The organism is Brevibacterium sp. 50QC2O2 (assembly GCF_024580675.1).
GTDB classification, from domain to species: domain Bacteria; phylum Actinomycetota; class Actinomycetes; order Actinomycetales; family Brevibacteriaceae; genus Brevibacterium; species Brevibacterium moorei.
Window position 1 is genome coordinate 108,292 of the sequence record NZ_JANIJZ010000006.1, and the last position, 12,690, is coordinate 120,981.

At 67.1% G+C, this 12,690-nt stretch carries 9 protein-coding genes; 4 read left to right on the top strand and 5 right to left on the bottom strand.

The window, feature by feature from the left end; translation table 11 throughout:
* Positions 1–12: 12 nt before the first annotated feature.
* Positions 13–768 (bottom strand): VOC family protein, encoded by a 756-nt coding sequence (locus NQ038_RS06880; protein ID WP_257062191.1) that lies wholly within the window; start codon positions 766–768, stop codon positions 13–15.
* A 70-nt stretch (positions 769–838) separates the two neighbouring features.
* The gene (locus NQ038_RS06885; protein ID WP_257062192.1) at positions 839–1,687 is read right to left on the bottom strand and encodes an N-acetylmuramoyl-L-alanine amidase; all 849 of its coding nucleotides are present in this window, start codon (positions 1,685–1,687) and stop codon (positions 839–841) included.
* 70 nt (positions 1,688–1,757) lie between these two features.
* Between NQ038_RS06885 and NQ038_RS06890 the strand changes: the two genes are divergently transcribed.
* Positions 1,758–3,884, top strand: coding sequence for a type IIA DNA topoisomerase subunit B (locus NQ038_RS06890; protein ID WP_257056882.1), 2,127 nt, complete (start codon positions 1,758–1,760; stop codon positions 3,882–3,884).
* A gap of 6 nt (positions 3,885–3,890) precedes the next feature.
* On the opposite strand, the gene NQ038_RS06895 is transcribed toward NQ038_RS06890, so the two are convergent.
* Positions 3,891–4,703, bottom strand: coding sequence for a M56 family metallopeptidase (locus NQ038_RS06895; protein ID WP_257046545.1), 813 nt, complete (start codon positions 4,701–4,703; stop codon positions 3,891–3,893).
* A 40-nt stretch (positions 4,704–4,743) separates the two neighbouring features.
* Complete coding sequence (locus NQ038_RS06900) at positions 4,744–5,139, bottom strand: BlaI/MecI/CopY family transcriptional regulator (protein WP_306427798.1); 396 nt, start codon at positions 5,137–5,139, stop codon at positions 4,744–4,746.
* Positions 5,140–5,419: 280 nt separating this feature from the next.
* Between NQ038_RS06900 and NQ038_RS06905 the strand changes: the two genes are divergently transcribed.
* From NQ038_RS06905 to cydD, 3 genes are read left to right on the top strand one after another with little or no spacing between them, the layout of a single operon-like run.
* On the top strand, positions 5,420–6,994 hold the full coding sequence (locus NQ038_RS06905; protein ID WP_257046543.1) for a cytochrome ubiquinol oxidase subunit I: 1,575 nt from the start codon (positions 5,420–5,422) through the stop codon (positions 6,992–6,994).
* Positions 6,995–7,005: 11 nt separating this feature from the next.
* Positions 7,006–8,103: a cytochrome d ubiquinol oxidase subunit II gene (gene cydB, locus NQ038_RS06910; RefSeq protein WP_257062193.1), complete on the top strand. Its 1,098-nt coding sequence runs from the start codon at positions 7,006–7,008 to the stop codon at positions 8,101–8,103.
* A 4-nt stretch (positions 8,104–8,107) separates the two neighbouring features.
* On the top strand, positions 8,108–11,530 hold the full coding sequence (gene cydD, locus NQ038_RS06915; protein ID WP_257062194.1) for a thiol reductant ABC exporter subunit CydD: 3,423 nt from the start codon (positions 8,108–8,110) through the stop codon (positions 11,528–11,530).
* Here the strand turns inward: cydD and sepH are convergent.
* Complete coding sequence (sepH, locus tag NQ038_RS06920) at positions 11,527–12,570, bottom strand: septation protein SepH (protein ID WP_257062195.1); 1,044 nt, start codon at positions 12,568–12,570, stop codon at positions 11,527–11,529. The genes cydD and sepH overlap by 4 nt on opposite strands.
* Between the last annotated feature and the right edge of the window lie 120 nt (positions 12,571–12,690).

Consider the following 12,690-nt stretch of genomic DNA (forward strand, 5'->3'; position numbering starts at 1 on the left):
TCGGAGTCGAATTCAACGAGTCTGGATGACGGAGAACGCCGCGTTCTGATTGTCGATGAACTGTCCGATCCGTCCAAAGGCGGTATCCGCCGGCCGGGCCAACAGTGCACCGCCGGCCGACTCCACTAGGCGAGCTGTGTGGTCGACGTCGTCGACTGCGATGTAGCTGCGCCAATGGGAGGGGATACGGGCACCGGCGATGTCGAGCATCCCGGCCTGGGCCCCCGGGTCCGGCAACGAGATCTCCTGATACTTCGAACTGTTCGGATCCGATGAGGGTGTGAACGTCCAGCCGAAGACCGAGGAATAGAACGGGGCGACGGAGGCATCCTGGGTCTGAAGCTGGAAGAGCGCTGCCGCGCCCGGTCCGTGATAGCCGTCGAAGCCCAGATCATCGGGGTACTCCAGCACCCCGAAGCCGGTTCCGGTGGGATCTGCCAGCAGTGCGATGGTGGCGCCGTCGGTGGGTAGGGGCATGGCCGCGAAGACCTGGCCCTTGGCAGTCGTCGTCCGTTCGAGGAAATCGGCGGTGTCCGCGACCCTGAAGTACACGGACCAGAAGGCGGGCTGCCCCTCCGGGGCCTCACTCGGTTGCGGGCTGATGCCGGCGACCGGATGGCCCGCCACCTCGGCCCGGTGGCCCATGCCCATGATCCCCGGGGTGGAGAATTCCCAGCCGAACACCGTGCCGTAGAAGTCGATTGCGGCCTGCGGGTCGGGCGCACTCAGCTCGATCCAGCATGGTTGATTGGGTAGCAGTGCCGGCATGGGTCATCCTCCAACGGTGTGGACACTCTGGCGGCGTCCAATTCAACTTTCCGGGCCAACTCTACCCGCGCTACCGGTCGGCCAGGAATTCCGCTGTGCCGGCGGTCAGAGCGTGTGCATAGCGCAGGCGCCCGGCCGCGGTGGTCATTGTCTTGGCCTCCTGTGGGTTGCGCATTTCCGCGCACTCGACGATGACGGCGGGAACTCGGGCGTTCTCCAGCCCGGCCAGATCCGTGCGGATCGATACGGCGTCCTTGCCATATGCCCGGTTGGGTGTGAATCCCTGGGCCTTGAGTGCCTTCACCATGGACGTCGCCAGCCGTCGGTTGGCCTTCGCATTCTTCCCCGACGGACTGGCGATGACGTGGAAGCCCTTCGTCCTGGTGGAGTCGCTGCCGTTGGCGTGCACGCTGACCAGCACATCGGCTCCATCGGCGAAACGGCCACGGCGGTCCACACAGGGTCCCACACCGGTGTCGTTCTTGCGTGAGAGCTTCACGGTCGCACCCGCATCGCGCAACTGGGTGCGTACGAGCTGCGCGACCTGCCAGTTGAATCGATGCTCGGAATAGCCGGCGTCGGTCGCGGTGCCGGTGGTATTGCACGGTTTCGTTCCCCCGCGTCCGTCGGGGACGGGGGCGTTGGCCCGCGCCGGGTGTTTGGCGTTACCGCCGTTGTGGCCGGGGTCCAGCGCCACCGTAGCCTGGTTCAGCACCTCCCGCTGAGCCGCGGTGAGCTCGGAGTCGTTCGGCCCCGGCACGGCCGTCGGGGCGGAGCCCGTGCGCGCACTCGGTCCGATGAGGCCCGTGCCGGAGCTGCTCGGGGAGGCGGTGGGCTCGGACGAGGTACCCGTCGGGCTGCAGGCTGAGGCCGTGAGGACCAGGGCCATAAGGGCGGCGGAGGTGATGAGTCGGCGCATGGTGTCATACTAGCGGGCCCGCTACGGGCTATCGAACACGTATACGTATAAAATGGGGGCACTGCTGTCAATGAGAGGGAAGACTGTGGCGACCAAAGCGGGGGAGTCCTACGGGGCCAGGCAGCTCCAGGTGCTTGAAGGCCTGGATGCGGTGCGCAAGCGCCCTGGCATGTACATCGGCTCAACGGACTCACGGGGTCTGATGCACTGCCTGTGGGAAATCATCGACAACTCCGTTGACGAGGCACTGGCCGGATACGGAACCGATATCGACATCACCCTGCATCCGGATTCCTCGGTCACGGTGGCCGACCACGGTAGGGGCATCCCGGTCGACGTCGAGCCGAAGACGGGCCTGAGCGGCGTGGAACTCGTGATGACGAAGCTGCATGCCGGCGGTAAGTTCGGCGGCGGTTCGTACGCCGCGGTCGGCGGCCTGCACGGCGTGGGGGCTTCGGTCGTCAATGCCCTGTCCGCACGGCTGGACGTCCGTGTGACTCGTGGTTCGAAGGTGTACCAGTTGTCCTTCAAACGCGGCCACCCCGGCCGCTTCGAGGATTCCGCCGGAGTCTCGCCGGAGAACCCGTTCACCCCGTTCACCGGAGTTGCCGAACTCGCTGTGGTGGGCAAGGCCAAGCGCGGTGTCACGGGAACGGAGATCCGCTACTGGGCGGACCGGCAGATCTTCCTCGCCGATGCGGCCTTCGACTACACCGGCCTGATAGACCGTGCCAGGCAAACGGCATTCCTGGTCCCCGGGCTCCGCCTGCGGATCGTGGACCGGTCGGGCCGCGGAGTGGATGCCGAGGGTGTTCCGATCGCCGAACGCACAGAGGATTTCCGCTTCGACGGGGGCATTTCGGCATTCGTGGACTATCTGTCTCACGGTGCCGCACTGACCGATGTGTGGCGACTGCAGGGCGAATCGACGTTCACCGAAACCGTGCCGGTGCTGGGTCCCGACGGCGATATGGTGTCCACCGACGTCGAAAGGGATGTGCGTGTGGACGTGGCGTTGCGCTGGTCGAACGACTACGACACCAGGGTCAAGAGCTTCGTCAACATCATCGCGACGCCCAAGGGCGGTACGCATGTGGCGGGGTTCGAGTCGGCCCTGCTGAAGACCGTGCGGAAAGCCGTCGAGGCCAATGCCCGCAAGCTCAAGGTCGGCAAGGACAAGGTGGAGAAGGACGACGTGCTGGCCGGACTGACCGCGGTCGTCACGGTAGCTCTGGCCGAGCCCCAGTTCGAGGGCCAGACCAAGGAGGTGCTGGGCACCGCCGCGGTCAGGCAGATCGTCGCGAAGACCGTCGAACGCGAACTGAGTGCGCTCTTGGATTCCACAAAGGGTCCTGAACGCAAGCAGGCGGGGACTCTGCTGGAGAAGGTGGTCGCAGAGATGAAGGCGCGGATCTCCGCGCGCACCCACAAGGAGAACCAACGCCGGAAGACGGCCCTGGAATCCTCATCCCTGCCGGCCAAGCTCTACGATTGCCGGGCCACCGATGTGAAGGCCTCGGAACTGTTCATCGTCGAGGGCGATTCCGCCATGGGAACGGCCAGGGCTGCCCGCAATTCGGAGAACCAGGCCCTGTTCCCGATCCGCGGCAAGATACTCAACGTCCAGAAGGCCAGCGTGGCCGATATGCTCGGCAATGCCGAATGCGCGGCGCTCATCCAGGTGGTGGGAGCCGGTTCGGGGCGCACCTTCGAACTTGCGCAGGCACGCTACGGCAAGGTCATCATCATGACGGATGCGGACGTCGACGGCGCGCACATCCGAACTCTGCTGCTGACGCTGTTCTTCCGCTATATGCGGCCGTTGGTCGAAGCTGGACGGGTGTTTGCGGCGGTACCTCCGCTGCACCGGGTCGAGATCGTCAACCGGGGCAAGGCCAACGATGTGGAGTACACGTATTCGGAGGCCGAACTACATTCGCTGATCAAGAAGCTCGACAAGCGGGGCAAGTCCTATAAGACACCGCAGCGCTATAAGGGCCTGGGGGAAATGGACGCCGACCAACTGGCGGAGACCACGATGGAGCCCCAGCATCGGCTGCTGCGCCGGGTGACGATGGCCGATGCGGAAGCCGCGGAGAAGACCTTCGGACTGCTGATGGGCTCCGAGGTCGCACCGCGCAAGCAGTTCATCGTCTCCGGTGCCGCAGTGCTCGACGCCGAGCGCATCGACGCCTGACCCGACTCAGACCCCGGCGGTGGAAGCGCGCAGCCTGCGCACCCTGATCAGGGTCAGGGCATCGCTGGTCTCACCGGGGTGGACTCCCGCGGTCAGGTCGATCGCTTCGGCCAGGACCTCGTCGCCGACCAATGCCCTGGCTCTGTCGTCTGCCATCAACTCGATGAGAGTGGAGACCGCCGACAGCGCGGTGGCCGTGGCGGGCAGCAGGGGCAGGGCGCGGTGCCAGGCCGCAAAGGGCATGACGAACAGATCGTGGTGGTAGCGCAGATGTGACATCTCGTGGGCGACCACGGCGTGGCGTTGTGCATCGTCGAGCCGTTCGATCAGCCCGGTGGACAGGACCGTGGTGCCCTCGCCCGGCACGCAGTACGCCATGGGGACGTCCGAGCGCAACACTCGGGTTCCGGGGTCCCGGGTGGAGGGACTGGTCAACAGTCCGACGAGGTCGGCGTGTTTGCGGCGGGCCCGCCTGCCGTTGACGTACTGGGTCGCAAGACAGTACAGGAGTCGGGTCAGGATGCCCAGGGCCAGCAGGAGGAGCAGCCACTGCCACCAGGACAGGGAGGCGATGATGTGGCTGTCGGTCAGCCCGTCCGAGGTGGCCTGGCGCAGTGTGTGTAGCGAAGGGGCCAGGGCGAGCATGGAAACGGCCGCGATGAGCGAGATGCCACCGGAGAGCCCCAACAACTGCCAGAGGGCCATAAGCACGGCTGGCCGATGGGCCAGCGTGGCGCGCGCCATGGCACTGGGAAACGGCCATGCCAGGGCAATGGCCAGAACGGCCAGGCAGATACCGATGATGGTAAAGGTCATCATGGGATGTGCCTGGCCTTCGACCGGTGCGGAATGCGGGTGTTCAGGAAGCCGCGCTGTTGGCCAACAGCTGCGTGAGGAACTTAGTGTCCGAGGGGGACACGGTACCCAGGAAGCGGGCGAGGACCGCCTGGCGGTTCGGGGCCTGCTCGAGGACTTCGTTCATCAGGTCGGCCATGTGCTCTTCGGGCGTCGAGGTGGAGGAGTACAGGTGCGGGCGCGAATTGGTGGTGCGCTGCACAAAACCCTTCTTCTCCAGGCGGGTCAGCACTGTGTGCACGGTGGTAAGCGCGAGACCACGATCGGACAGTGCGGACCGCAGATCCGCCGCTGACATGCCGGCCGGACTGTCCCATAGACAGTCCATCACGCTACGTTCCAATTCACCGAGACTTGCCACTTGCGATGCCGTCCTTTCCCCACGGTGCCGCGGAGACATCCGCTAAGCATCTACCCATTGTAGTCGGGCGGTGTCCGGTTTCCAAGCGCACAATGCTACGCCTGTCAAGTTTCACTACGTGCGGTAGAACCTCGGAGGTGCCGGCAGGGGGCTGTGGAAGTGTCCTGGCGCGCACAATGTGAGGAAAGTTACCCTGAAGCGAGCGCTCCCGATGTGCCCGACGTCGGGACAGCGACTATTCTACGGAGTGTAGAAATACGTGCGCCGCATTGCCGTCGTCAGGGCATCACCGTCGCGGCGCCGAAAGGAACGGCTTATCGTGGACCCTGTACTCGTAGGCAGATGGCAGTTCGGCATCACGACCGTCTACCACTTCTGGATGGTTCCCCTGACACTCGGTCTGGGCTTGCTCGTCGCGATCCTGCAGACCATGTACCACCGCACCGGGAACGAGGCGTGGCTGCGCGCCACCAAGTTCTGGGGCAAGCTCTACCTGATCAACTTCATCATGGGCGTGGCCACCGGCATCGTGCAGGAATTCCAGTTCGGCATGGCCTGGAGTGAGTACTCCCGCTATGTGGGCGACGTCTTCGGTGCGCCACTGGCGATGGAAGCACTCGTCGCCTTCTTCCTGGAATCGACCATGCTGGGCCTGTGGATCTTCGGGTGGAACCGGCTGGGCCGCAAACTCCACCTGGGCGTGCTCTGGGCCGCGGTCATCGGCTCCTGGCTCTCCGCCTACTTCATCATCGTCGCCAATTCGTGGATGCAGCACCCGGTGGGCGTCGAGGTCGTCGACGGACGGCCCAAGATGACCGATGTCTGGGCCGTGCTGACCAACAACACGGCGCTGGCGGCCTACGCCCACACCCTGTGCGGCGCCGTGGCAGTGGGCGCGGCCTTCCTGCTGGGCATCTCCTGGTACCACCTGTGGCGCCGCCGCCACGATGGGATCGACACCGTCGACGCCTCCGGGCATGTGGTCGTGGGAGCCGCTACCGACGTTCCCGGCCGGGACAAGACGGACTACCGGGTCTGGATCACCTCCTTGCGCATCGGTGCCTGGGCGGCCATCATCGCCTTCGCCGGGGTCGCATTGACCGGTGATATCCAGGGCAAACTGATGTACCATCAACAGCCGATGAAGATGGCCTCGGCCGAGGCCGCCTGTCATGATGGCACGACCTTCTCCGTGCTCACCGTCGGGGACCTCAACTCGAACAAGTGCGAGGACGTCACCCCGCTCATCGAGATCCCGGGCCTGCTGTCCTTCCTGGCCCATAGCAATTTCACCTCGGATGTGCCCGGCGTGAACTCGCTGATCCCCGAATACCAGGACAAGTACGGGACCACCCTGCCCCAGGACGCCAAGTACGGAGATCACTCCGGCCAGCAGGTGAATTACCAGCCGCTGATGATTGTCACCTATTGGGGCTTCCGCCTGATGATCGGCTTCGGAGGCCTGGCCTTCCTCGGTGCGGCCTACGCCCTGTGGGCCACCCGCAAGGGCACGGTGCCCGACGGCTGGTTCTGGCACCGCCTGGCACTCTGGGGGATCGCCGCGCCCTTCATCGCCAACTCCGCCGGCTGGGTGTTCACCGAAATGGGCCGCCAACCCTTCGTCGTCGCACCGAACCCGGACAACCCGGCGGGGGCGGATTCCGTCATGCTGTTCACCGCAGCCGCCTCGAGTCCCTCGGTCTCTGCCGGTGAGATGTTGTTCTCGCTCATCAGCCTGACCCTGCTCTACGGGGTGCTGATGGTCTTCGAACTGCGATTGCTCATCAAATACATCCGCGGCGGGGTGGCCTCGGCGATGCCGGAACTCGACACCGTCAACGTCAAACCCACCGTCGAATCCAAGAACGACGACGTCCTGTCGTTCGCCTACTGAGGGAGCTGGAGATGGAATTCCTTCCGACAATCTGGTTCGCCCTGATCGCAGTCCTGTGGTTCGGCTACCTCTTCCTCGAGGGGTTCGACCTGGGCGTGGGCATGTTGCTCAAGGGCTTCGCCCGCGATGAGCGCGAACGCCGTGTGCTGCTCAACAGCATCGGCCCGGTCTGGGATGGCAACCAGGTGTGGTTGCTGACTGCGGGTGGCGCGACCTTCGCGGCCTTCCCCCTGTGGTACGCCAGTCTGTTCTCCGCGCTCTACCTACCGCTGACCCTGGCCCTGTTGGGCCTGATCGTGCGCGCCGTCGCAATCGAATACCGGGGCAAGGGCCACAGCGAGGCATGGCGCACCGGATGGACCTGGTGCCTGGCCGCGGGCTCCACGGTCGCGGCCTTCTGTGTCGGCGCGATGCTGGCCGTGACCACCACCGGACTGCCCCTGAACGCCAACGGGGACGATACCGGTGGACCCTTCTCCTGGCTCAATGTCTACGCGGTGGTCGGTGGCCTGGGCGTCGTGGGCTTCTCGCTGCTGCACGGACTCGTGTGGATCGCGTTGAAGACCGACGGACCGCTGCGTCTGCGCGCCCGTGCGCTGGCCGGGACCTGGGGCCCCGTGTGCGCGGTGCCACTGGTCGCATGGGCGGTCATAGTGCAGGTCAAGTCCGGCAATCCGCTGAGCTGGATCCTGCTGGTCGTGGCCGCATTGGGCCTGGCCGCCGCTTGGTGGGCGGTGCGTCTGGGCCGGGAACTGTCGGCATTCGTCTGCCAGGGACTGTTCCTCGCAGCCGGGGTCGCCGCGATCTTCACCGCGGTGTTCCCCGTCGTACTCCCATCGACAGTCGACCCCCGGTTCGACCTGACTGCCGGCTCGGCGTCCTCCTCGCCGTACACCCTGGCGGTGATGTTGGTTGTGGCCGCGGTGTTCGTCCCGATCGTGTTGATCTACCAGAGCTGGTCCTACAGCCATTGGACCACCCGGCTGACCGCAGCGCACATTCCAGAGGCCCATCTGGTCCCCGTGGCGATCAGGGGCGCGGGCGCTACGGCGCAGCCGGCTGCTGGTGCGCTCCGACTGTTGGCCGCGGACACCGACGGAAAGCACTGAGCCAATGAGCTCCGCCTCGCCCCTGGCCCCCGCCCGCTCCACCGCCGGCGGGGCCAGGGCGCTCTACCTGCTCGGGCTGTTGTCCGTTCTCAAGGCCGTGGGCCTCGTGTTGGTGGCGGAGGCGATTGCACGCTCGGTGATCGGTCTGGCCGCCGGATCCGTCGACCCCGAACCGGTCTGGTTGGGTGCTGTCGGCGCGCTGATCCGCGGTGTGGCGCTCTGGCTGACCCGCGTCGTCGGAGCCCGCGCAGCGGTGGCTGCGAAAGCGGAGCTGCGCGCGGGTCTGCTGCGGCGGGCGACCGCCGGGACGGGGGATGAGCAACGACTGTCCGACGGGGCGCTGGCGGTGACCGCCACCCGGTCCCTCGACGACTTGGACGACTACTTCACCTCCGTGCTACCCGCGCTGACGGGGTCTCTGGCCATTCCACTGCTCATCGGTGTGCGCATCCTGCTGGCCGACTGGGTCTCGGCGGCGGTCCTCCTGGTGACCCTGCCACTGGTGCCCGTGTTCATGGTCCTCATCGGAAAATACACGGCTGATCGCGTCTCGGATGCGACCCATGCGCTCGATCAGCTCTCGACCCACCTGGTCGAACTGGCGCGGGGCCTGCCGGTACTCATCGGGCTGGGCCGGGCCAATGCGCAGGAGCGGGCACTGCGCAGGGTCTCCGAGGACTACCGGGCGACCACGATGCAGACGCTGCGGGTCGCCTTCCTGTCGGCCCTGGCCCTCGAACTGATCGCGACGATCTCCGTGGCCCTTGTAGCCGTCTTCATCGGAGTCCGACTGGTCGCCGGTGAGATGGAGCTCGCGGACGGCCTGCTGGCGCTCATCCTGGCACCCGAGTGCTTCCTCCCGCTGCGCCAGCTGGGCGCGGCCTTCCACGCCTCGGAGAACGGACTGGCAGCCTACCACCGGACCCGGGAACTGACGGACCAGCCGGTGGTCGAGCCGTGTGGCGCACCGGCCGCCGGCGCGGATACGGCATTGGAAATCCGGTCGCTCACGGTGACCTATCCCGGCCGGCCCCGGCCCGTGTGCGCCCCGGTGGACCTGTCGGTCCCCGGACCGGGGCTGACGGTTCTGGCGGGGGAGTCGGGCAGCGGCAAGACCACCCTGTTGGGTGTGCTCGGCGGCGGTGTTCGCGCTCAGGACGGGGTCGAGATCTCAGGTCGGATCACCGGGGTGCCGCGGCGGATCGCCCAGGCGGTTCAGACCCCCCGTACCTATGCGGACACGGTGGGTGGGGAACTGGCTCTGTACTGTGCCCCGGAGTGGGCCGGGGAGGTGCCGGCCGAACGAATCGAGTGGCTGAGCCAACGTGCGCTGGAACGGGCCGGGCTCGACGTCGAACCCGGCCGTGCCTGCGCTGCCCTGAGCCCGGGAGAGCTGCGCCGTCTGGCGCTGGCCCGCGCCTTCGCCCAGGTCGAGCTGGGCGCGGACCTGTTGTTGCTCGACGAACCGACGGCACACCTCGACGCGAACAGCGCCGGGCGGGTCAGGAGGAGCGTCGAGGAGATCGCGCTGACCATCCCCGTCATCGTGGCCAGCCATGATCGCAAGCTTCTGGCGTGCGGGCAGCGCGTCGAGCTGCACCCTGCCGATCCCACTGGGCATATGGGGTGGAGTGGCTCAGCGGGAACCGTCTCCGGCGAAGTGGCCACTGTGGCTCCGAGCGTCGCCGTTCGGGTTCCTCTGCCGGCTGTGGAGACAGCCCCTGGGACGTACCGGGAATCTGCCGGGGAGCCGACCACGGCCGAGTCCGCCGTGCCCGCGGTGCCGCTCGAGCGTTTGCTCGCCCGCCTGGCGCGGGTCGCGAACGTGGGCAGCGGCCGGTTCTGGTTGGCCGCCCTGTGCGGTGTCTGCGCCATCGCCGCGGGCTCCGCCCTCACCGGTGTCTCGGCCTGGCTGATCGTCTACGCGGCGGATCGTCCGCCCATCATGTATCTGATGGTTGCGATCGTCGGCGTCCGTTTCTTCGGCCTGTCACGTTCGGCATTCACCTATGCCAAACAGCTCAACCTGCACGATGCGGTCCTGGCCGGGCTCGGAGCCTTGCGCGTGCGCATCTGGCACGGCTTCGCCGGCAGGGGCACCGCCGACAGGTCGCTGTTACGCGGGGACATCGCGCTGCGGCGGTTGGTCGGCGATGTGGACGACGTCCGCGACTTGGCACCGCGGGTGGTCCTGCCGCCGCTGGTCGCACTGGTCGTCGCAGTGGCCGCCGTCGTCGCCCTGCTGCTCATCAGCCCGCACGCCGGCCTGATCGCCTGCCTCGGGCTGGTGTGCATGCTCGTGTTCGCCCCCGCGATCACCCTGTGGGCGGACCGCCGTGCCAGTCGAGCGCGTCTGCGCATCCGGTCGGCAGTGCTCCAGCGGGTTACCTCCCTGCTCGCAGCCCGCGCGGACCTGCGGGCCGGTGGTGTGGCCGAGCGGGCAGTCGAGCGCGTCCTCGCGGAGGATCACAGAGCCCGCGCGGCAGAGGTCAGGGCGGTTCGCGCGACCGGACTCGGGGAGGGGCTGGTGACAGCGGCGGGCGTGGCGACGAGCGTTGCCATGATCGCCGGTCTGGGACCGGATGTGGCAGCGGGCGCCCTGAGCCCGGCACTGTTCGCCGTGACCGTGCTGCTGCCCTTGTCGCTCATCGACTGTGCGCTCGAGGCCCTGAGCGCCATTCAGCAGTGGCCGGCTCTGGCGGCCGGTCTGGCCGGTCTGGAGGAATTGGACGGCCGGCCGGTGGAGGAGGATCCACCAGAAAGCCGTCCGGAGAGCCTCGGCCGGCACTTGGAGCTGGACGATATCAGCGCGTCGTGGGGCGCGACCGAGGTGTTCGAACACCTGAACCTGCAGGCCCGTCCCGGTCGGTGGACTGTCCTGACCGGTCCGTCCGGCTCGGGTAAGACGACGGCCCTCTCGGTCATCCTGCGATTTCTCGACCCCACGGCCGGCCGCTACCGGATCGACGGCCTCGACGCCCTGCGATTGGATGCCCGGGAACTCTCGGGGACCATCGCATGGTGCCCGCAGGAAGCGCACGTCTTCGATTCCAGCCTGCGCGCGAACCTGTTGCTGGCCCGTCCGATGGAACAGGCCCCCGATGACGACCGGCTGCGGGAAGTGCTGGCCGGGGTTGGCCTGACGGATCTGGTGGACCAGATCGGGTTGGACGGGCGCATCGGGTCTGCGGGCTCAGCCCTCTCCGGCGGTCAGCGACAGCGTCTGGCGGTGGCGCGCACCCTGCTCACCGGAGCTCCGGTCGTCGTGCTCGACGAACCCACTGCACACCTGGATGCGGCGACCTCTGCAACGGTACTGAAGGACCTGCGTGAGAGCCTGGCCGAGCGCACTGTCATCGACGTCACGCACGACCCGACCGAGATCGCAGCCAGGGACCTTGTGGTGCGGCTGCCCGCCCGCGCTTAGTCCTTCTTCGGTCCGAACATGATGTCATCCCAGCTGGGGATCGAGGAACGGCCCTTGCGCCGCGCCTCACCCGTCCCCGGCTCATCGGCGGAGGCGCCGGTGGTGGAATCGTCCTTCCGCCCGTCGTCGGCCGGCAGGGGCAGAACCCCGTCGTCGGCAGCGTCGTCGGGGCGGGAGAGCGCGGTGTGCGCCCCGTCGGGTGCATCCGGGCCGGTCGGCTCATCGGGCACGGAGCGCAAACGCCCCTGCGCCTCCGTCGGCTGTGCGGCCGCCTTGGCGCGGCGCTTGCGCAAGCTCTCGAGGATCCGACCGGTCTCGGCCTGATTGTCCAGGGTCTCCCTGGTCAGGATCGGCTCCGTTGGGATCGCGGTGTACTCCGGCCGCAGGCGTTGCTGTCCGCGCTGCTCGACGGGGGCCTCGGCGCCGGGTCGGTCGGATTGGAACGAACCGAGGGTCGGAATCGGCCCGGAATCGGTCGGCCCGGAGTCCGAGAGCCAGCCGGCCTCCTCATCGAGGGGGGTGACGGTTCCCCGTTCATACTTCCACGCTGCACTCAGCGCAGTCTCTGCTGCGGTGAAGGACAGCTGCACGTGCCAGCTGCCCCCGGAGTTCTTCCAGGCGTCCCACCGGAGGGAGTCGGATGGGACCTCGCGCAGGGCGAGGCGTTCGGCGGCCAGCTCGGCCAAGGGCTTGGGTCCGCCATCGGAGCCGGTGTCGGGATAGATCGGCACCTGGCCGGCCAAATGGGCGATATGTGCGCGCTCGGCCAGGACCGGATGCTCATAACGGCGGACGTACTCGAGATCGGCTCCGGTGGCCTCCACCACGTCTTCGGCGCTCATACCCGAACGCACGAGCGCCTGGATGTTGCGCGGCCGGACCGGTTCGCCGGCCTTGGCCCCGGCCAACTGGGCCCTGGCCCGTCCGATCAGCGCGTAGAGTTCATCGGTGAGTTCGAGCCGGTATTCGCCGCCCGCGTCGTCGGTCAGGATGATGGCACGACCGCTTGACGCGATGGCGTGCAGTGTCAAATCGGTCATATGGGTACCTTTCCTTCCATCTCCAAGAGTGTCATGTGTCCGGCGGATCCGCGCGGCATTCGCCGGGCGAGTCGCCGATCGGCCCGATCGATCACGTTTCGGGACGCCGCGTTCCACACC

What these genes read in the sequence shown, in the direction of transcription:
- NQ038_RS06895 (WP_257046545.1), bottom strand. Translation starts at nt 4,703, where the DNA reads ATGATGACCTTTACCATCATCGGTATCTGCCTGGCCGTTCTGGCCATT.
- NQ038_RS06900 (WP_306427798.1), bottom strand. Translation starts at nt 5,139, where the DNA reads ATGTCTCCGCGGCACCGTGGGGAAAGGACGGCATCGCAAGTGGCAAGT.
- sepH (WP_257062195.1), bottom strand. Translation starts at nt 12,570, where the DNA reads ATGACCGATTTGACACTGCACGCCATCGCGTCAAGCGGTCGTGCCATC.
- cydB (WP_257062193.1), top strand. Translation starts at nt 7,006, where the DNA reads ATGGAATTCCTTCCGACAATCTGGTTCGCCCTGATCGCAGTCCTGTGG.
- NQ038_RS06890 (WP_257056882.1), top strand. Translation starts at nt 1,758, where the DNA reads ATGAGAGGGAAGACTGTGGCGACCAAAGCGGGGGAGTCCTACGGGGCC.
- NQ038_RS06880 (WP_257062191.1), bottom strand. Translation starts at nt 768, where the DNA reads ATGCCGGCACTGCTACCCAATCAACCATGCTGGATCGAGCTGAGTGCG.
- NQ038_RS06885 (WP_257062192.1), bottom strand. Translation starts at nt 1,687, where the DNA reads ATGCGCCGACTCATCACCTCCGCCGCCCTTATGGCCCTGGTCCTCACG.
- cydD (WP_257062194.1), top strand. Translation starts at nt 8,108, where the DNA reads ATGAGCTCCGCCTCGCCCCTGGCCCCCGCCCGCTCCACCGCCGGCGGG.